Raw genomic sequence first — 18,854 nt, 5'->3', positions numbered from 1 at the left:
GAGGTCAGGGCGCCGGCAGGAACTTGGCGCTCGACCACCCGCCATCCACTGGCAACGTGACGCCGGTGATGAAGCTCGCGGCCGGCGACGCCAGGAACACGCAGGCCGCGGCGATCTCGTCGGCACGGCCGGGGCGGCCGAGCGGGCAGTTGTCGATCATCATGGTGCGGAACCAGGGATTGGTGCCGAGCCGTGTTTCCGTGAGCGGCGTGGCGATCAGGCCGGGGGCGACGGCGTTGACGCGGATCCCGTCGCGGCCGAACTCGGTGGCGAGCTGCTGGGTCATACCGATGACAGCCGCCTTGGTCGGCGCATAGGCCGAGCTGTTCGCGGCGCCCACCATGCCGAACACCGAGGCGATGTTGATGATGGCGCCGCCGCGGCCCTTCATGGCGGCGATGACCTCGCGGCACAGCCGGAACGGCGCGGCGACGTTGACGGCGAGATAGCGCGCGAGATCCGCGTCGCTCGTGAGTGCAATCGACTTGGCGTCGCCGATGCCGGCATTGTTGATGAGCACGTCGACCTCGCCGAAGCGGGCGCGGCAGGCGGCGAGCACCGCATGGCCGGCGTCCTCGGCGGTCAGATCCTGCGTCAGTCCGCCGAATTGCGGATGCGCGGTCAGCACGGCCGGCGCCTCGGTGCGGTCGGTGCCGAGCACGCGGGCGCCGGCCTGCAGGAAGGCCTGCGCGGTGGCGAGGCCGATACCGGACGAGGTACCGGTGATGATGACGATGCGGCCGGTGATGTCGAACAGTGCGGTCGAGGCGCTCATCCCGAAGTCTCCTGTTGTTCTTGTTGTCGTTCTCGTCTTGTTTTTTTTGGTCGATGTGAGCGGACGGCGAGGCGCCGCTAGGAGGCCAGCACGTCGCGCCAGGCTTCCGGCTGGATGACGTCGTCATGGCCGCAATACTGGCGCAGGTGACGCTGCAGGTTGAGGCCGGCGTAATAGACGTGCTCGCGCATCAGCGATTCCGCACGCCATTCCTTGCGATGCAGGATGGCGTCGAGCACGCGATGGTGGTCGTCGTGCGAGCGCCGCAGGATCGGCAGGTCCTGCCAGAGAATGATGCGGTCGGACAGCAGCGGCATGTTCTGCGCCGAGCGGATCGCTTGTTCGAGCCGGGCGCTGTGGGCGGCGCGGATAACGGTGCCGTGGACCGCCATGTTCATTGCGCGGTAGGGCAGCAGGTCGTCCGGCTCGAAATGATCCTTGGTCAGGATGCGATCGCCGTCGGCCAGCGCCGCGCGGATCGCGGCTTCGTCCTCCTCGCTCAGCCCGCGCTCGGCGGCGCGCCGGGCGGCGAGGCCTTCCAGCGTGGCGCGGACGTCATAGGCGTCCATCAGTTCCGACAGGTCGAAGCGCCGGACGAAGTAGCCTCGGTTGGGGTGGTAGACGAGAAAGCCCTCGCTCGCGAGCGTGCTCAGTGCTGTTCGCACGGGGGTGCGCGACACGCCGAGACGCTCGGCGATCGGTTGCTCGTTGGCGTGCTCGCCCGGCTGCAATTCTCCCTGAACGATCAGTTCGCGGATGTCGTCGGTCACGGTCTGGGACCGCGTGCGGTTGGCAGCCATGTGGATCCTATTGGATACAATCTAAGCGTTAGGAGGTTTTTTATTCCTTGAAATTGGTCTTTACAAGGGTAATTGTATCCAATTATAAGCCGCCCCCGATCGGAAGGTGCTCATGGACGGAATTGCTGGACGGCTGTTTCTCATCACCGGCGGGGCGCGCGGCATCGGCCGGGCGACCGCTGAGGCGATCGCCGCGGCCGGTGGCGATGTCGCGCTCGCGGACATGGACGGCGCGGCCGCGTCGCAGACCGCGCGGGAGATCACCGATCGTTTCGGCACCCGCGCTGTGGGGCATGCGCTCGACGTGCGCGACCTCGACGCCACCAAGGCGGTGGTCGCGGCGATCGAGCGCGGCACCGGCCCGATCGCAGGCCTCGTACCGGCGGCGGGCATCACCCGAACCCAGCCGGCGGAGACCATGGACGGCGCGGCCTGGCGCGACGTCATCGACATCAACCTGTCCGGTACGTTCTACAGCTGCCAGGCCGCAGCCGAGGTGATGTTGCCGCGCCAGCGTGGCGCCATCGTCACGCTGGCCTCGATCACGTCGTTCGGCGGTCAGGCGGGGCGGGCGAACTACGCCGCATCGAAATGGGCGGTGGTCGGGCTGACCAAGACGCTGGCCATCGAGTGGGGCAACCGCGGCATCCGCGTCAACGGCGTCGGGCCCAACGCGGTCGATACGCCGATGCTGCGCGGCGGCGTGCCCGAGCGCTTCGTCGACGGGGTGATGTGCGACCGCACGCCGCTCGGCCGTGTCGCACAGGCGAGTGAGATCGCCGCCGTCATCCTGTTTCTGCTGTCCGACCACGCGTCCTACGTCAACGGCGCGGTGATCCCGGTCGACGGCGGTTTGACTGCCGGCTTCCTGACCCACGCCAGGGGCCGCGACTACGCCAGCAAGATCCTGGACGCCCAGCAGTAGCTGGCGTCCGGGCAAGCAAGAACCAAAACGAGAGGGAGGGCCGTCATGGCTGTTGTGAAATCATTGTTGAAGATGCTGGCTGCGGGCGTGTCACTCGCTGCGCTGATGGGAGCGGCGTCAGCCGAACCGCTGAAGATCGCGATGATCGAGGCGTTGTCGGGTCCGGCGGCGCAGACCGGCATCGCCTTCACCGAAGGCATGCGCTACGGCGTCGCCAGGATCAACGAGGCCGGCGGCTTCAACGGCGACAAGGTCCAGCTGATCGAGTACGACAACCAGGGCGGCCCGACCGGCGCCGCCGACAAGCTCAAGACCGCCATCGCCGACGGCGCGCGGGTCATCTCCTCGGCGTCATCGTCCGCCGTCGCCGCCCAGCTCACCGAGGACATTCGCAAGTACAACCTGCGCAATCCCGGCAAGGAGATCATCTACTACAACGTCGGCTCGGAAGCTTATGAGCTGACCGCGGAACGCTGCCACTTCTGGTTCTTCCGGATGGGATCGAACCCCTATGTGCGCATGCAGGCGCTGGTCAAGGTGATGAAGGAGACCGGCGTGCTCGGCACCAAGGTGTACTCCATCAACCAGAACTATTCCTACGGCCACGACATGCAGGCTGCCCAGGCCCGCGCGGTCAAGGAAGCCGGCGCCACCGTGGTCGAGGCAGTACTGCACGACGTCAACAAGATCCAGGATTTCTCGCCCTACATGGCGAAGATCAAGGCGTCCGGCGCCGAGACGGTGCTGACCGGCAATTGGGCCAACGACATCATCCTGTTGCTCAAGGCCGCGGGCGACGCCGGCTCCAAGGTGCGCTTCGGCAACACTTCGCTGGATACGCCTGGCACCCTCGGCAACGCCGGCCCGGCCGCGCTCGGCTCCTACCTCGTCAAGATCTACAACCTCGAGGCTGGCGGCGAGAAGGGCAAGGCCTTCATCGAGGACTTCAAGACCCGTATCGGTCATTATCCCTATTCCGAGGAGCCGACCGCGGTGTTCGCGCTGATGCTGCTCGGCGAGGCGCTCAAGACCGTCGACTTCAAGGGCGGGGCGATCGACGCCAAGGCGCTGGCGCTGGCCATCGAGACCGCGAGCTGGGAGTCGCCGATCGGGCCGTGGTCGGTGCGCAAGGACGACCACCAGGCGATTCTGCCGATCACCGTCAGCGAGGTGTCGAAAGCTGCGACCCACAAGGTCGACGGCACCGACATGGGCTTCAAGCTGCTGAAGGTGGTCGACGCGAAGACCGCCGCCATCGAGGTCGCGCCGTCCTGCAAGATGCAGCGGCCGAACTGATCGCCAATCGCTAACGGGAGGCGCGCGCCGCGGGGGCGGCGCGCGGACACGCGATGGAATTCATCGTCGTTTCCACCATCAACGGCCTGATCTATGGCCTGCTGCTATTCATGGTGTCGGCCGGCCTGACGCTGGTGTTCGGCATGATGGGCATCATCAATTTCGCCCATGCCTCGTTCTACATGATCGGGGCGTACCTGGCGTACTCGCTGGTCAAGCTGATCGGTTTCGCGGGCGCCCTCATCGTCGCGCCGATCCTGGTCGGGATCATCGGCATTGTGGTCGAGCGCTTCCTGTTGCGGCCTGTCCACAAGTTCGGCCATGCCCACGAGCTGCTGATGACCTTCGGCCTCGCATTCGTGGCCGAGGAACTGATGAAGCTGGTGTTCGGCAATTATGCGGTCCCCTATGGGGTCCCCGCAGCGCTGCGTTTTCCGGCGTTCTCGCTGTTCGGCACTGATTACCCGTTCTACCGCATCTTTGTGGGCCTGACCGCGCTCGTGCTGTTCAGCATTCTGTTCTATCTGCTGCGCCGTACCCGCATCGGCATCGTCGTGCGCGCGGCCGTGCAGCGGCCGGCCATGACCGGCGCGCTCGGGCACAACGTCGATACGTTGTTCATGGGCACCTTCGGCCTCGGCGCCTGGATGGCGGGCGTTGCTGGCGTCGTCGGTGGCGCGCTGCTCACCACCAGCCCCAACATGGCGCTGGAGATGGGCGTGCTGGTGTTCGTCGTCGTCGTGGTCGGTGGCCTCGGCTCGCTGGAGGGCGCGTTCGCCGCGTCGCTGATCATTGGTCTGTTGACCTCGCTGTCGATCGGCATCGACGTTTCGGTGGCGGACCTGTTCGGCTATGTCGGCCTCGGTAGTGTCGTCACCGCGCTCGGCGGCCCGCTCGTCGTCAAGCTCTCGACCTTCGCCGGCGCCATGCCGGTGCTGGTGATGCTGATCGTGTTGATGGTCCGGCCCGCCGGCCTGTTCGGAGATCGTCTGTAGGATGACCGCCATGCCTCTCACCGCTTCGTTGCATCCACTGGGCGGCGCGGCGCTGTCCCGGTCGCGGATCGGCGCCGCCGCCCTCGTGCTCGTGGTGGTGGTGCTCGCCGCGGCGCCGTTCCTGCTCGCCGACGCCACGCTCGGCGTGCTCGGCAAGGCGCTGATCGCCGCGCTGTTCGCGCTCGCTTTCAATCTGCTGGCCGGGCAGGCGGGCATGTTGTCGTTCGGCCATGCCGCCTATTTTGCCATCGGCGCCTTCGCCGCCGTTCATGCGATGGTCGCGGTCGACCGCGGCGTGCTGTGGCTGCCGACGCCGTTCATTCCGCTGGCCGGTGCGCTGGCGGGCGGGCTTGCGGGGGCGGTGTTCGGCTTCTTCGCCACCATGCGCAGCGGCGTTTATTTCTCCATGGTGACGCTGGCCGTCGCCGAATTGCTGTACACGCTGGCGCCCAATCTGCAGGGCGTCTTCGGCGGCGAGACCGGCATCTCCTCGTTCCGCCAACCCTTCGCATTGTGGAATTTCGGCTCCGAGCAGCATGTCTACACCCTGGTGCTGGTCTGGACGCTGCTGTCCGCGGGGCTGCTGTGGGCCTATACCCGCAGCCTGTTCGGCCGCCTGACCATCGCGCTGCGGGAGAACGAAAAGCGGCTGCCGGCGCTGGGCTACAACGTCCACGCCACCAAGATCCTGGTGTTCGCGGTGTCCGGGCTGTTCTCGGGCGTTGCCGGCGCGCTGCTCGCCGTGTCGAACGAGAGCGCCAACTATGTCCTGTTCCAGCTCAGCATGTCGTCGAGCGTGGTGCTGACCACCTTCATCGGTGGTTCGACGCTGTTCCTCGGTCCGGCAATCGGCGGCTTCCTGATGAGCCTGTTCGGTCATGTGGTGTCCGACCTCACCCGCTCGTGGCTGCTCTATCAGGGCATCATCTTCATCGTTGTGATGCTGAAAGCGCCGAACGGCATCGCGCAGTGGAGCCTCGACTGGGTCGATGCGATCGGTCGTGATGGCTGGCGGGCTGCCGGCCGGCTCGTCCTGCAACTGCTGACCCTCGCGCTCGCCGCGCTTGGTCTCGTGCTGCTGTGCGAGCTCTGTGCCACGCTGTTCGCCCGTGACTACGCCGCCGAGGTCGAGCGCACCGGCATATGGCCGGCGATCTCGGTGTTCAACCGCGCCTGGCTGCCGACGTCGCCGAGCACGTGGCTGATGCCGGTGATGCTGGTCGGAGCAGCCGCCCTGGTACACTGGTCCACCCGTCGCCTCAAGGTGCGCCCATGACGCCGGCCCTTCAGATCAACGGCCTCAAGAAGTCGTTCGGCGACGCCGAGATCATCCGCGGCCTCGACCTTACGGTCGGGGAGGGCGAGCGCCATGCCATCATCGGCCCCAACGGCGCGGGCAAGTCGACGCTGTTCAACCTCGTCACCGGCTACTACCAGCCGACCGCCGGTGACATCCGTCTGCGCGGGGCCAGCATCGGCGGCATGGCGCCGCACAAGGTCAATCGCGCCGGACTGTCGCGCTCGTTCCAGACCACGACCGTGTTTGCGCGCCTCAGTGTCTTCGAGAATCTGCGCATCGCGGTGATGGCCCGCCACGGCCGCCGTTTCAGCCTGTTCCGCCGTGCTGCCGCGGCGCGCACCATCAACCGCGAGACGGAGGAGTTGCTGGAACTGGTCCGTCTCGAAGGGCTCGCCGCCAAGATGGCGGGCGATCTGACCTATTCGGAGCAGCGGGCGCTCGAGATCGGCATGACGCTGGGGCCGGGCGGGCAGGTGATCATGCTGGACGAGCCGACCGCCGGCATGTCGCGCGAAGAATCCAGCTACACGGTGGACCTGATGAGCCGTGTTACCACCGGCAAGACCCTGATCGTGATCGAGCACGACATGGACGTCGTATTCTCGCTGAGTGATCGCATCTCGGTCCTGGTCTACGGCCAGATCATCGCCTCCGACACGCCCGCGGCCATTCGCGACAATGCCCGCGTCCAGGAAGCCTATCTCGGCGAGGGCCACGCATGAGCGCGCTATCGATCCGCAACCTGCATGCCCACTACGGCAAGAGCCATGTGCTGACCGGCGTCGACATGGCCATGGAGCAGGGCGAAATCGTTGCCGTGCTCGGCCGGAACGGCTCGGGGCGCTCGACCATGCTCAAGACCATCGTCGGTCTGGTGACGCCGAGTGCGGGTTCGGTCCGCCTCGGCGACCGGGAGCTGGCGGGCGCGCCGGCGCATCGCATTGTGCGCCACGGCATCTCCTTCGTGCCCGAGGAGCGGCTGGTGTTCGATTTTCTCACGGTGGAGGAGAACCTGCAGGTGGGCCAGCAGCCGCCGGTCGCAGGCGCCCCGGCGTGGACCATCGAGCAGATGTACACTTATTTCCCGCGCCTGAAGGAACGACAGCGCACAAAGGCGGGCAATCTGTCCGGTGGCGAGCAGCAGATGCTGACCCTGTGCCGCTCGCTGCTCTGCCATCCCCGCATCATCCTGATCGACGAGCCGACCGAAGGGCTGGCGCCGAAGATTGTCGAGGGGCTGGTCGACGTCATGCAGGACATCGCCCGCCGTGGTGTCGGCATCGTGCTGGTCGAGCAGAAGATGACCATCGCGCTGCGTATCGCCGGACGATGCCTGGTGATGGGACGCGGGCAGATCGTTTTCGAGGGGACGCCGGAAGCGCTGCGTGGCGACGCGCAGACCCGGCGCAATTGGCTGGAAGTCGCGTAGGGCTCGGTTTCAAGGCGTTCAATCAACTGCACCGCGCCGCAAGGGACGGGCGGAATCGGCTCCAAGGTTCAAGAAAAGACAGGAAACAAGAGTGATGGTCGGTTCGCAGTGGGATCACGAGATCGATGTGCTGGTGATGGGCTCCGGCGCCGGCGGCATGGCCGCCGCGCTGACGGCGGCCCATGCCGGCCTCGCCGTGATGGTGGTCGAGAAGACGGAGTATTTCGGCGGCAGCACCGCGGTGTCCGGCGGAGCCGTGTGGATTCCCGAAAATCCCCTGATGGCCTCAGTCGGCCACAGCGACAGCCGCGCCAGCGTCTGGCGCTACCTCGAGCAGACGCTCGGCAACCGGCTGCGTCGCGACATGGTGGAGGCCTACCTCGACGCCGGTCCGCGCATGGTGTCGTTCATGGCCGCAAACACCGCCGTCAAGCTGGTGCCGCGGGCCTACTCGCCGGACTATGAACCGGAACTCGAAGGCGCCTCCCTCGGCGGCCGCACGCTCGATCCGGCGCCGTTTGACGGCCGCGAACTCGGGCGGCGCTTTGCCAGCGTGCGGGCGCCGCTGCATACCTTTGTCGCCCTCGGCGGCATGATGGTGGACCGCAAGGACATCGCCAACCTGTTGTCGGCGCACAGGTCGGCGAAGTCGTTCACGGCGGCGGCGAAGCTGATCGGGCGCTACCTGTCGGACCGCCTGCGCTATCCGCGCGGCACCCGGCTGATCCTCGGCAACGCGCTGGCCGCTCGACTGCTGAAGTCGGCGCTGGATCGCGGCATCGACCTGCGGCTGCGCACCAGCATCAGCGAGCTGATCGTCGAGAACGAACGGGTCGTGGGGGCAGTGATCGAGGCGAGCGGGCAGAAGCAGCGGGTCCGCGCCCGCAAGGCTGTGGTCCTCGCCGGCGGCGGGGCGCCGCAGAACCCGCAATGGCGGGCCGAGCATGTAGCGTTCGCCGGCCAGCACACCAGCATGTCGCCCCCCGGCAATGTTGGCGACGGCATCAGGCTTGGCATTTCGGCCGGAGGCATCATGGAGAGCGAGGCGGCGGAGCCGGCTTTCCTGACCCCGGTGTCAATCCTGAAGAAGAAGGACGGCTCGACCACCGTCTTTCCCCACCTGGTGCTCGACCGCCAGAAGCCCGGCGTCATCGCCGTCAACAGCAGCGGCCGGCGCTTCGTCAACGAGGCGACCTCCTACCACAGCTTTGTCGAGGGCATGTACCAGGCGCACCAGAGTGTGCCGTCGATCCCGTGCTATCTCGTGTGCGACGCAGCGTTCGTGCGGACCTATGGGCTCGGCCTCGCGCGGCCGGGTCCTTATCTGCATGGCCCGCTGATCCGCGCCGGCTACCTGATCGAGGCGCAGAGCCCTGCGGAATTGGCAAAGGCCATCGGCGTTGATGCCGCCGCGCTGGCGGAAACGGTCACGAACCACAACCGCTATGCGCAGACGGGCGTCGATCCGGAGTTCGGCAAGGGCAGCTCGGAATACAACCGCTATCTCGGCGATCCCGACCACAAGCCCAATCCGTGCCTCGGCCCGATCGTCAAGCCGCCGTTCTACGCGGTACGGATCTGGCCGGGCGATATCGGCTCTGCGCTCGGTCTGAAGACCGATACCCATGCCCGGGTTGTCCGCGAGGATGGCGAGCCGATCGCCGGCCTCTATGCCTGCGGCAACGACATGCGCTCGATCATGGCCGGCAACTACCCGGCCGCAGGCATCACCCTCGGTCCGGCGCTGACCTTCGGATACATTGCCGGCTGCGACATTGCCGGGCGGGCGCCGTAACGCCGCGATCGCCACCCGTTCCACCGATCCGTTCCTGTCTGATGGAGGTTTCCGATGCTGAAAGTGTTCTACTCCCCCGCGTCGCCGTTCGTTCGCAAGGTGCTGGTGACGGCCCACGAGACCGGTCAGTTCGACAAGGTTGAGAAGCTGCCGAGCGCGGCGCACCCGATCAACCGCGACATGACCATCGTGGCGCGCAATCCGCTCGGCAAGGTGCCGACGGCGCTGGCCGCGGACGGCACCGCGCTGTTCGACAGCCGCGTCATCTGCGAATACCTCGATGCCCAGTCGACCGGCACCAAGGTGTTCCCGGCGGCCGGACCGCAGCGCTGGGCCGCGCTGGTCCAGCAGTCGCTCGGCGACGGCCTGATCGATGCCGCACTGCTCGCGCGCTATGAAACCGTGGTGCGTCCGCCCGAAATGCAGTGGAAGCCATGGCGCGACGGCCAGATTGCCAAGATCGACTCGGTCCTCGACCAGATCGAGGCGCTGGCGCCGCAGCTCGGCGATGCCGTCACCATCGGCACCATCACCCTGGGATGCGCGCTCGCCTATCTCGACTTCCGCTTCCCCGACCATGGCTGGCGCGATGGACGTTCCAACGCGGCGCAGTGGTTCAAGCTGTTCGGCGAACGGCCGTCGATGGCCGCGACCTACGCCCATGACGCGCCGGCGCGCTGACGGGGAGGCGGATCATGGCTGAACAACGGCTCTCCGGCCGCGTCGCGGTGGTCACCGGCGCTGCCCGCGGCATTGGTTTCGCGACCGCGAAGCGGCTCGCTGCCGACGGCGCTCATGTGGTGCTGACCGATGTCGATCGTCATGTCGAGGAAGCGGCGGCAGGTCTGGCGCGCGACCATGGCGGCCGGGCCGAGGCGCGATTGCTGGATGTGCGCGATGAGGCGGCCTGCGAGGCGCTGATCGCCGGCCTGCGGCAGGTCGACGTCATGGTCAACAACGCCGGCATCTTCGACGTCAAGAAGACCGAGGACCTCACCACCGAGGACTTCCGCCGGATGTACGACATCAATCTCGTCGGCATGTTTGTGCTGGCGCGGGCGGCGGCGCGGCGCATGTCGGCGAGCGGGCGCATCGTCAACATCGCTTCGCGGGCCTATCTCGGCGCCATCGACTACGCCCACTACGTCGCGTCGAAGGCGGCGGTGGTCGGCCTCACGCGGGCCCTGGCGCTGGAACTCGCGCCGCGCGGCATCCTTGTCAACGCGGTGGCGCCGGGTGTTATCGACACCCCGATTCTGGCTGCCTGGAGTGATGAGGCCCGGGCCAAGCTGGCGTCGGTGCAGCCAGTGGGGCGACTCGGCCGCCCCGAGGACATCGCCAACATGGTGGCGTTCCTGGCCTCGCCTGCGACCGACTTCATTACGGGCCAGGTTATCCTGGTCGATGGTGGCCGGTCGCTCGGCGGTCTCACCGGCTGATCGGCACGGCGGAGCTGCGACGGCTCCGCTCCGTACGTCAGGGGAGCGGGCGTGGTGACGGCTGGAGATTGTTGCTTGAATGTCGTGGCCTGAAGACGCGGCCTTGCAGAGGAGGGGCGGCGCCGCGACGCGGCGCTGGCCTGATCAGTAACGCTCTGACTTACGGAAAAATTCGGCCCATAGGCAGCAACCGACTGCCCATGGGTCGAAATTTCATCATTCGTTGCCGCGTAACAGATAGGGCCGGAGAGACGTTGGCGTCTGCCGGGCGATGATCCCGCGGAAAGCGAGTCTCGGCTTGGAAGCGCGGCGCGTGTCGCGACGTGCGAAGATTACTTCTTCTTCTTCGCGGTCTTCTTCTTGGCGGTCTTCTTGGCCGCCTTCTTCACCGTCTTCTTCGCCTTCTTCGCTTTCTTCGCCATGATGTCCTCCATCAGACCAAAAGGGCTCAAACGAATCTGCGCGGATCGGGAATCGATCTGCACAACAACAAGATTACACCACAATTCAATAATTGATACGCCGCCCCCTCAATCTGTTGTTGACGACGCGATGAAGTTGGCGGGGGAGGTGGGCCGCGCGTGCGAGGCGAGCGCCGCGACGATCCACTGATCCATGGTGTCGGCTTGAAGCCGCGCAACCATCGATACATCCGCATTCCGGCGGCTGCGACATGATGAGCCGAAGCGCTCAGACGATGCATCGGCATCGGCATCGGCATTGGCATCGTCCGCGTTCGGGCGCGGTGCGCATCGTCGGCTTTTGCGATCGCGTGTTCCGAGGATATTCAGTGGGCCGTCCAGGACGCCGTCGTCGTCGGTACCACGCCGTCTGTTCTCTTTCTCGCGCTGGTCTCCTGCCATGCGGCGATGGTCGCCAATGGCGCCGCGCTGACGCAGTTGCCGTGACTGGATGCGTCGGCACTGCGCGTCGGTCGACGCTGCGGCCGTTCGACACGGTCGCCAACTTCAATGGCGGTTCGCGGACGTGAACGTGCCGCCCTGGATGATGCCGCGCCGCGCCGTCCGGTCGCGGAAATTCCCAAGGCTTGCTCGCGGGTTGGCGGCGACGCCAGGTCATTGTTGCAGTGCGAAGGGCATGTCACGGCGGCGTCGCTTTCCCCTGCAAAATTCGGGGTTGCCGGAGATACTTTGACATCAAACTAGATACTTTGATATCCAAGTATCTTGTCGGGCTCCGGCAGGTTTGCTAGTCGTCCGCCAACAAACGCCGGATCAAGCATCGCAACCGATGCGGATGAGTGAGGGAGAGCGCCATGAATGTTCAGCTTTTGATCGACAATTCTGATCTCGACGCCGCGAGCGGGCGCAAGTTCGAGCGCACGAACCCTGTCACCGGCGCGGTCGCGACCACGGCTGCCGCCGGCGGCGTCGAAGACGCCAAGCGCGCCGCCGATAGCGCCGCGCAGGCGTTCCCGGCCTGGGCGGCGCTGTCGCCGACCGAGCGGCGCATGCTGCTGCTCAAGGCCGCCGACGTAATGCAGGGCAAGGGCGCCGATTTCGCCGCGCTGATGACGGAAGAGACCGGCGCTACCGCGCCGTGGGCCCACTTCAACGTCATGCTGGCCTCCAACATGCTGCGTGAAGCCGCGGCGATGACCACCCAGATTTCCGGCGAGGTTATTCCGTCCGACAAGCCGGGCACGCTCGCCATGGCGGTGCGCAAGCCGGTCGGCGTCTGCGTCGGCATCGCGCCGTGGAATGCCCCGGTCATCCTTGGCACCCGCGCCGTGGCCATGCCGCTGGCGTGCGGTAATACGGTGGTGTTGAAGGCCTCCGAGCTGTGTCCTGCGACCCAGCGCCTGATCGGTCAGGTGTTCCGCGAGGCCGGTTTCCCGGCCGGCGTCGTCAATGTCATCTCCAACGCGCCGGCCGATGCCGCCGCCGTCGTCGAGGCGCTGATCGCCCATCCCGCGGTCAAGCGCATCAATTTCACCGGTTCGACCCGCGTCGGCCGCATCATCGCCGAGACCGCCGGGCGCCATCTCAAGCCGGTCCTGTTGGAACTCGGCGGCAAGGCGCCGCTGGTGGTGCTCGACGACGCCAACATCGATGACGCCGTCGATGCCGCGATCTTCGGCTCGTTCGCCAACCAGGGCCAGATCTGCATGTCGACGGAGCGGATCATCGTCGACGAGAAGATCGCCGATACCTTCGTCGCCAGGTTCGCTGCCCGCGCCAAGAAGCTCCCCGCCGGCAATCCGCGTGAGCACGTCGTGCTGGGCTCCCTCGTCAGCGTCGAGGCGGCCGAGAAGGTCGAGGAGCTGATCGCCGACGCAAGGGCCAAGGGCGCCGAGGTGGTCGCGGGCGGTGGTCGTACCGGCTCGATCATGGAAGCGACCGTGATCGATCGCGTCACTCCGGCGATGCGCATCTACAGCGAGGAGTCGTTCGGCCCGGCCAAGAGCGTCATCCGGGTCAAGGGCGACGACGAGGCGGTGCGGGTCGCCAACGACACCGAGTACGGGTTGTCGTCGGCGGTGTTCAGCCGCGACATCAACCGCGCGCTCAGCGTCGCCGGCCGGATCGAAAGCGGCATCTGCCACATCAACGGTCCGACCGTGCACGACGAGGCGCAGATGCCGTTCGGTGGCGTCAAGGGGTCGGGTTATGGCCGGTTCGGTGGCCGCGCGGCGGTGGCGGAGTTCACCGATCTGCGCTGGGTGACCATCGAAAGCCATCAGCACTACCCGTTCTGAACGGTTGAGCATCGTGGCCGATCACAAGACCAAAGCGTCCGCGAAGACCTCGTCGCCATCCGGCGGCGAGGAGGCCTATGTGCCGCCGGCGCTCGCGAACCTGATCGGCTACTACCTGCGCATTGCCCAGGAGGCTTCCTTCCAGGCGATCCGCCAGGGGACCGGCAAGAGCGATCTCAAGCCCGGCTGGTACACGCTTCTGACCATCCTGTCCGAAAATCCGGGCGTCACGCCGACCGAACTCAGCAAGCTGTGCGGCCGCGACCGTTCGACGCTGACCTCGACGCTCAACGGCCTCGACGCCCGCGGCCTGATCGCCCGCCGCCGCAAGGCCGGCGACCAGCGCAGCTACGGCGTCAAGCTGACCGCGGCGGGAGAGGCCATGTTGCGGAAACTGCAGGTGATTGCACGCGCGCACGACGAGCGGCTCGATGCCATCGTCGGCAAGGACAAGCCGCTGCTCATGACGCTGCTTCGCCGCATCGTCGACGAGCTCGGCAACGGATATCCGCCCCCGCCTGCGCGAGGGCTTGGCAAGACCAGCCGAACTAGATAACATGTTAAATAACTAGCATGACGGAACAGCCGGGCTTCCCGGTCAAGTTCGGCTTTCACCACCGAGGGAGGAGAGACCTTTGAAGAAGACGACACTGCTGGCGCTCGCGATGGCGGGGACGATGTCCGCGCTGACCCCGGCGATGGCGCAGGACAAGACCATCACCCTGAAGATCTCGCTGTGGGTGCCGCCGGCGCATCCGCTGGTTCCGGCGACCCAGGCCTGGGCCGCCGATCTCGAAAAGGCCTCGGGCGGCACGATCAAGGGTATCGTGTTCCCCTCCGAGCAGCTCGGCAAGGCGTTCGACCACTACGACATGGCGCGCGACGGCATCGCCGACGTGACCTACGTCAATCCCGGCTACCAGCCGGGCCGCTTCCCGATCGTGGCCGCCGGCCAGATCCCGTTCACCTTCGGTGACGGCAAGAAGGGAACGATGGCGCTCGATGAGTGGTACCGCAAATACGCGCCGACCGAGATGAAGGACACCAAGCTGTGCTTCGCCTTCATCCACGATCCCGGTTCGCTGCATGGCAAGAAGAAGATCGTCGTGCCGAGCGATCTGAGCGGCCTGAAGGTGCGTCCCGCCCAGAGCACGTTCGCCGAAATGGTCAAGCTGCTCGGCGGCACCAACGTGCAGGCGTCGGCGCCTGAATCGCGTGACGCGCTGGAGCGCGGCGTCGCCGACGAGATCGCGTTCCCGTGGGGTTCGGTTTTCCTGTTCGGCATCGACAAGGTCGTGAAGTACCACATCGACACGCCGCTCTACACCACGGTGTTCACCTACAACGTCAATCTCAAGACCTACAATGCGATGTCGGACGCCCAGAAGAAGGTGTTCGACGACCACTGCTCGCCGGAATGGGCGGCCAAGGTCTCCGACCCGTGGACCGAGTTCGAGGCTAACGGTCGCGTCAAGATGCGCGCCCTGCCGGGGCATGAGGTCTACAAGCTGACGGACGAGCAGATCGCACAGTGGAAGACCGCGACGCAGGTGCTGCGGTCGAGCTGGGCGGACTCGGTCAAGGCCGCTGGCGCCGACCCGGTCAAGGTTCAGGCGGACCTCGACGCCGCCATCAAGAAGCACGACGCCGGTATCTGAGCCGCGTCTCCCGACAGCGTGCGGCGGTCGATGTCGGCCGCCGCACGGATCTTCTGTTGCTCTGGACTGCCTGTTTCACCCGTTCCACCCCCAGGGACCCGATGACCGCACAACCGGAAGTCAGTCAGGACGGCGCGCTAGCGCCGTCACCGTCAGGCAGCAAAAGCCTGATGGACCGCTTCATTGACACGATCGAGCTGATCGCCGCCGCTTTCGTCGGCATCGTGGCGCTGAACACCTTCATCGCCATCGTCATGCGCAAGTTCTTTGCCGTGACCATCCCGGACTACTACGACTTCGGCCGGCTGCTGCTCGGCATCCTGATCTTCTGGGGCATTGCGGCGACCAGCTACCGCGGGTCTCACATCACCGTCGATCTTGTGTGGGCGAATGCGACGCCGCGCTACCAGCGGCTGATCGATATCTTCGCGACGCTGGTGCTGCTGTTCGTGGTGACCGTGCAGACCATCACGCTGTTCGACAAGGTGCACACCACCTACCAGGACAACGTGCTGACCTACGACCTGCGGCTGCCGAACTGGCCGTTCTTCGCGGTCGCCTGGATCGGCGACGTCTCGGCGGTGCTGCTGATCGCGATCCGGACCTATCGCCTGATCTTCCATCCGGAAGATGTCCATGATGCCAAAGTCAAGACAGCGGAGTGAACGGCCGTGACCCCTGAAACCGTCGCCGTCCTCGGCTTCGTCTCCCTTTTCGTCCTGATGCTGCTGCGCGTGCCCGTCGGCATGGCCATGGGCCTCGTCGGCGTCACCGGCTTCGGCTACCTGACCGGCTTCGGCCCTGCGCTCAAGCTGGTCGGCCAGACCACCATGCGCACGGTCACCGACTACACCTTCGGCGTCATCCCGATGTTCCTGCTGATGGGCGCCTTCGTGTCGGTGTCCGGCATCAGCCGCGAGCTGTTCCGCGCCGCCAACACCTTTGTTGGCCACTGGCGCGGCGGCCTCGGCATCGCGACCATCGCTGCCTGCGGCGGCTTCGCCGCGATCTCCGGCTCGTCGGTGGCGACCGCCGCGACCTTCTCGGCGGTGGCTTACCCCGAGATGCGGCGCTTCAACTATCCGCAGTCGTTCGCGACCGGCGTCATCGCGGTCGGCGGCACGCTCGGCGCGATGCTGCCGCCGTCGACGGTTCTGGCGGTGTACGGCATCATCACCCAGCAGGACATCGGCAAGCTGTTCGTCGCCGGCATCATCCCGGGCCTGCTGGCGATCGCTATGCACATGATCACCATCGCCATCATCGGCCGGGTGCGGCCGGGCTTCCTGCCGGCGGGCCCCAGGAGCAGCTGGGCCGAGCGCACCACGGCGCTGCGCGACGTGTGGTCGCCGCTGCTGCTGTTCGTATTCGTGATCGGCGGGCTCTATGGCGGCCTGTTCATCCCGACGGAAGCGGGCGCGGTCGGCGCGGTCGGCGCCTTTGTCATCGGCGTTGCGCGCGGCAAGCTCAACGGCCAGGGTATCCTGCAGTCGCTGCTGCAGGCGACGCGCACGGCGGCGGCGGTATTCACCGTGCTGATCGGCGCGCTGTGCTTCGGCTACTTTCTCACCATCACCCAGACGCCGCAGCACGTCACCACGTTCCTGACGGGTCTTGGCATCGGCGCCTACGGCGTGCTGGCGCTGATCCTGCTGATGTATCTCGTGCTCGGCTGCCTGATGGACGCCATGGCGATGATCATCCTCACCGTGCCGATCGTATTCCCGGTGGTCACGGCATTGGGCTTCGATCCGATCTGGTTCGGCGTGATCATCGTGATGACGGTCGAACTCGGCCTGATCCATCCGCCGGTCGGCATGAACGTGTTCGTGATCAAGAGCGTGATCAAGGACGTCAACATGTCGACGATTTTCGCCGGCGTGCTGCCGTTCGTGGTCACCGACCTGATCCGCCTCGTCATCCTTATTCTCTTCCCGCTGCTCGCCACCTGGCTGCCGCAGCAAATGATGGGACAGTAAATGACCAAAGCAACCGACAACGCCGCCGGTGCGGCGTCGACCGACACCCCGAAGATCACCGCGGGCGGCGCGGTGCTGGCCCGCCTCAAGGCGGTCGGCGTCGACTACATCTTCGCCAACTCCGGCACCGACTTCCCGCCGATCATCGAGGGATTGGCGGAAGCCACGGCGAAGGACATCGATTTACCCCGGGCGATCGTGATCCCGCACGAGCATGCCGCCATGGGCATGGCCCACGGCTACTATCTCGGCACCGGCCGCGCCCAGGCGGTGATGGCGCATACCAATGTTGGCCTCGCCAATTGTGCCATCGGCGCGATCAACGCGGCGACCGAGCACATTCCGGTGCTGCTATTCTCGGGCCGCACGCCGGTGACCGAAAGCGGCCGCCTCGGCACCCGTACGGTGCCGATCGGCTGGGGCCAGGAGATGCGCGACCAGACGGCGCTCGTCCGCGAAGCGTCGAAGTGGGACTACGAGCTGCGTTTCCCCGAGCAGGCGCTCGAGATCATCGACCGCGCCTATGCGATCGCGAACTCGACCCCGAAGGGGCCGGTGTATCTCAGCCTGCCGCGCGAAGTGCTGTGCGAGCTATGCCCGGCGGATCAGCTCGACGCACTGCCGCGCATGATGCCCGCCATCGCCGCGCCGCAGCCGTCGGCACTGGATGTTGCGGCGCAGTTGATCGCCAACGCCAAGAAGCCGGTGATCATCGCCCAGCGTGGTACGGGATCGGCCGAGGGTTTTGCGACGCTCGCCGAGCTGGCGCAGACTTGGGGCATTCCGGTGTCGCAGTATTGGGCGGTCAAGCTCGCCATCGCCACCGACCATCCGATGTCGGTCGGCAGCGACCCGAAGCCGTGGCTCAAGGACGCCGATGTGATCATTGTCATCGACTCGCTGGCGCCGTGGTCGCCGGCGGCGCACGAGGTGCCGCCGACTTGCAAGGTGATCCAGATCGGGCAGGATCCGCTGTATGCGCGCTTCCCCGTCCGCAACTTCCAGGCCGACGTGTCGCTGGTCGGCGAGGCCACGGACATCCTGGCCGAACTCGCAACGCGGCTGCAGCCTCATCTTGACGCTACGGCCGCGGTTCGCGACAGCCGTCGCGCCGAGGTGACTGCGGCGCACACCGCGCGCCGCGCGGAGGTTCGCAAGCAGGCCGAACTCGGCAATGGCGACCTCATGACCAAGGCGTGGGTCAGCCACTGCCTGTCGGAGGCCATCGCCGGGCTCGATGCCACCGTGCTGTCCGAACTCGGCGCACCGCTGGAGCCGATGACCCTCGGTGCCCACCAATCCTGGTACCAGGAGCCGCATTCCGGTGGTCTCGGCTGGTCGTTCCCGTGCGCGCTCGGCCTGCAGCTCGCAGGTCCCGACCGCCTCGTGGTCGCCACCATGGGCGATGGCTCGTACATGTTCAGCAATCCGGTGGCCTGCCATCAGATCGCCGAGGCCATGAACCTGCCGGTGCTGGTGCTGATCCTCAACAACTCGGAATGGGGCGCTGTGCGCCACTCGGTGCTTGACGTCTATCCGAAGGGGTTTGCGGCGAAGACCAACAAGATGCCGTTGATCTCGCTGGAGCCGTCGCCGGATTTCACCAAGGTCGCGGAAGCGAGCCGTGCCTTCACCATCAAGGTGGAAAAGGGCGATGAGCTTGCGGCGGCGCTGAAGCGGGCGATCACCCACGTGCGCACCGAGAAGACCCAGGCGCTGGTCGAAATCCGTATCGCGCCGTGAC

Annotated in this window: 18 protein-coding genes; 15 read left to right on the top strand and 3 right to left on the bottom strand. The window is 66.3% G+C overall.

Going from position 1 to position 18,854, the window contains the following annotated elements:
- Positions 1-4: 4 nt before the first annotated feature.
- Together JQ639_RS05445 and JQ639_RS05440 are read right to left on the bottom strand one after the other, a co-directional pair.
- On the bottom strand, positions 5-775 hold the full coding sequence (locus JQ639_RS05445) for an SDR family NAD(P)-dependent oxidoreductase (protein ID WP_211970188.1): 771 nt from the start codon (positions 773-775) through the stop codon (positions 5-7).
- Positions 776-852: 77 nt separating this feature from the next.
- Positions 853-1,575: a GntR family transcriptional regulator gene (locus JQ639_RS05440; protein ID WP_211970187.1), complete on the bottom strand. Its 723-nt coding sequence runs from the start codon at positions 1,573-1,575 to the stop codon at positions 853-855.
- Between the two features lie 112 nt (positions 1,576-1,687).
- Between JQ639_RS05440 and JQ639_RS05435 the strand changes: the two genes are divergently transcribed.
- The 9 genes from JQ639_RS05435 (at position 1,688) to JQ639_RS05395 (ending at position 10,754) form a co-directional block, all read left to right on the top strand.
- Positions 1,688-2,500, top strand: coding sequence for an SDR family NAD(P)-dependent oxidoreductase (locus tag JQ639_RS05435; RefSeq protein WP_211970186.1), 813 nt, complete (start codon positions 1,688-1,690; stop codon positions 2,498-2,500).
- Between the two features lie 45 nt (positions 2,501-2,545).
- Complete coding sequence (locus tag JQ639_RS05430; RefSeq protein WP_211970185.1) at positions 2,546-3,796, top strand: ABC transporter substrate-binding protein; 1,251 nt, start codon at positions 2,546-2,548, stop codon at positions 3,794-3,796.
- A gap of 53 nt (positions 3,797-3,849) precedes the next feature.
- Positions 3,850-4,791, top strand: coding sequence for a branched-chain amino acid ABC transporter permease (locus tag JQ639_RS05425; RefSeq protein ID WP_211970184.1), 942 nt, complete (start codon positions 3,850-3,852; stop codon positions 4,789-4,791).
- A gap of 10 nt (positions 4,792-4,801) precedes the next feature.
- Complete coding sequence (locus JQ639_RS05420) at positions 4,802-6,067, top strand: branched-chain amino acid ABC transporter permease (protein WP_211970183.1); 1,266 nt, start codon at positions 4,802-4,804, stop codon at positions 6,065-6,067.
- A complete protein-coding gene (locus JQ639_RS05415; protein ID WP_211970182.1) occupies positions 6,064-6,813 on the top strand; it encodes an ABC transporter ATP-binding protein in 750 nt (249 codons plus the stop codon). Before JQ639_RS05420 ends, JQ639_RS05415 begins: the two co-directional genes overlap by 4 nt.
- Entirely contained in the window at positions 6,810-7,520 is a 711-nt protein-coding gene (locus JQ639_RS05410) for an ABC transporter ATP-binding protein (protein WP_211970181.1), read from the top strand. The genes JQ639_RS05415 and JQ639_RS05410 overlap by 4 nt, the downstream gene beginning before the upstream one ends.
- 94 nt (positions 7,521-7,614) lie before the next feature.
- The gene (locus JQ639_RS05405; RefSeq protein ID WP_211970180.1) at positions 7,615-9,315 is read left to right on the top strand and encodes an FAD-dependent oxidoreductase; all 1,701 of its coding nucleotides are present in this window, start codon (positions 7,615-7,617) and stop codon (positions 9,313-9,315) included.
- 57 nt (positions 9,316-9,372) lie between these two features.
- Positions 9,373-9,996 carry a glutathione S-transferase gene (locus JQ639_RS05400; RefSeq protein WP_211970416.1) on the top strand — a complete coding sequence of 208 codons (624 nt, stop codon included), beginning with the start codon at positions 9,373-9,375 and terminating at the stop codon, positions 9,994-9,996.
- A 14-nt stretch (positions 9,997-10,010) separates the two neighbouring features.
- Entirely contained in the window at positions 10,011-10,754 is a 744-nt protein-coding gene (locus JQ639_RS05395; RefSeq protein ID WP_211970179.1) for an SDR family NAD(P)-dependent oxidoreductase, read from the top strand.
- 530 nt (positions 10,755-11,284) lie between these two features.
- On the opposite strand, the gene JQ639_RS05390 is transcribed toward JQ639_RS05395, so the two are convergent.
- A complete protein-coding gene (locus JQ639_RS05390; RefSeq protein ID WP_211970178.1) occupies positions 11,285-11,617 on the bottom strand; it encodes a hypothetical protein in 333 nt (110 codons plus the stop codon).
- Between the two features lie 413 nt (positions 11,618-12,030).
- On the opposite strand from JQ639_RS05390, the gene JQ639_RS05385 reads away from it, so the two are divergent.
- The 6 genes from JQ639_RS05385 (at position 12,031) to JQ639_RS05360 (ending at position 18,853) form a co-directional block, all read left to right on the top strand.
- On the top strand, positions 12,031-13,473 hold the full coding sequence (locus JQ639_RS05385; RefSeq protein ID WP_211970177.1) for an aldehyde dehydrogenase: 1,443 nt from the start codon (positions 12,031-12,033) through the stop codon (positions 13,471-13,473).
- Positions 13,474-13,486: 13 nt separating this feature from the next.
- On the top strand, positions 13,487-14,029 hold the full coding sequence (locus JQ639_RS05380) for a MarR family winged helix-turn-helix transcriptional regulator (RefSeq protein WP_211970176.1): 543 nt from the start codon (positions 13,487-13,489) through the stop codon (positions 14,027-14,029).
- 109 nt (positions 14,030-14,138) lie between these two features.
- The gene (locus tag JQ639_RS05375) at positions 14,139-15,131 is read left to right on the top strand and encodes a TRAP transporter substrate-binding protein (RefSeq protein ID WP_211970415.1); all 993 of its coding nucleotides are present in this window, start codon (positions 14,139-14,141) and stop codon (positions 15,129-15,131) included.
- A 101-nt stretch (positions 15,132-15,232) separates the two neighbouring features.
- On the top strand, positions 15,233-15,796 hold the full coding sequence (locus JQ639_RS05370; RefSeq protein WP_211974952.1) for a TRAP transporter small permease: 564 nt from the start codon (positions 15,233-15,235) through the stop codon (positions 15,794-15,796).
- Between the two features lie 6 nt (positions 15,797-15,802).
- Positions 15,803-17,110, top strand: coding sequence for a TRAP transporter large permease (locus JQ639_RS05365; RefSeq protein WP_211974986.1), 1,308 nt, complete (start codon positions 15,803-15,805; stop codon positions 17,108-17,110).
- Positions 17,111-18,853 carry a thiamine pyrophosphate-requiring protein gene (locus tag JQ639_RS05360; RefSeq protein ID WP_211971016.1) on the top strand — a complete coding sequence of 581 codons (1,743 nt, stop codon included), beginning with the start codon at positions 17,111-17,113 and terminating at the stop codon, positions 18,851-18,853.
- Position 18,854: the final 1 nt, after the last annotated feature.

This window comes from Bradyrhizobium sp. U87765 SZCCT0048, from assembly GCF_018131225.1.
In the GTDB taxonomy this organism is placed as follows: domain Bacteria; phylum Pseudomonadota; class Alphaproteobacteria; order Rhizobiales; family Xanthobacteraceae; genus Bradyrhizobium_A.
The sequence above is the reverse complement of the archived record's forward strand: the minus strand, read 5'-3'. Positions and strand labels throughout refer to the sequence as shown.

What these genes read in the sequence shown, in the direction of transcription:
- JQ639_RS05395 (WP_211970179.1), top strand. Translation starts at nt 10,011, where the DNA reads ATGGCTGAACAACGGCTCTCCGGCCGCGTCGCGGTGGTCACCGGCGCT.
- JQ639_RS05415 (WP_211970182.1), top strand. Translation starts at nt 6,064, where the DNA reads ATGACGCCGGCCCTTCAGATCAACGGCCTCAAGAAGTCGTTCGGCGAC.
- JQ639_RS05425 (WP_211970184.1), top strand. Translation starts at nt 3,850, where the DNA reads ATGGAATTCATCGTCGTTTCCACCATCAACGGCCTGATCTATGGCCTG.
- JQ639_RS05440 (WP_211970187.1), bottom strand. Translation starts at nt 1,575, where the DNA reads ATGGCTGCCAACCGCACGCGGTCCCAGACCGTGACCGACGACATCCGC.
- JQ639_RS05420 (WP_211970183.1), top strand. Translation starts at nt 4,802, where the DNA reads ATGCCTCTCACCGCTTCGTTGCATCCACTGGGCGGCGCGGCGCTGTCC.
- JQ639_RS05360 (WP_211971016.1), top strand. Translation starts at nt 17,111, where the DNA reads ATGACCAAAGCAACCGACAACGCCGCCGGTGCGGCGTCGACCGACACC.
- JQ639_RS05375 (WP_211970415.1), top strand. Translation starts at nt 14,139, where the DNA reads ATGGCGGGGACGATGTCCGCGCTGACCCCGGCGATGGCGCAGGACAAG.
- JQ639_RS05390 (WP_211970178.1), bottom strand. Translation starts at nt 11,617, where the DNA reads ATGGCAGGAGACCAGCGCGAGAAAGAGAACAGACGGCGTGGTACCGAC.
- JQ639_RS05410 (WP_211970181.1), top strand. Translation starts at nt 6,810, where the DNA reads ATGAGCGCGCTATCGATCCGCAACCTGCATGCCCACTACGGCAAGAGC.
- JQ639_RS05435 (WP_211970186.1), top strand. Translation starts at nt 1,688, where the DNA reads ATGGACGGAATTGCTGGACGGCTGTTTCTCATCACCGGCGGGGCGCGC.
- JQ639_RS05370 (WP_211974952.1), top strand. Translation starts at nt 15,233, where the DNA reads ATGACCGCACAACCGGAAGTCAGTCAGGACGGCGCGCTAGCGCCGTCA.
- JQ639_RS05430 (WP_211970185.1), top strand. Translation starts at nt 2,546, where the DNA reads ATGGCTGTTGTGAAATCATTGTTGAAGATGCTGGCTGCGGGCGTGTCA.
- JQ639_RS05385 (WP_211970177.1), top strand. Translation starts at nt 12,031, where the DNA reads ATGAATGTTCAGCTTTTGATCGACAATTCTGATCTCGACGCCGCGAGC.
- JQ639_RS05405 (WP_211970180.1), top strand. Translation starts at nt 7,615, where the DNA reads ATGGTCGGTTCGCAGTGGGATCACGAGATCGATGTGCTGGTGATGGGC.
- JQ639_RS05445 (WP_211970188.1), bottom strand. Translation starts at nt 775, where the DNA reads ATGAGCGCCTCGACCGCACTGTTCGACATCACCGGCCGCATCGTCATC.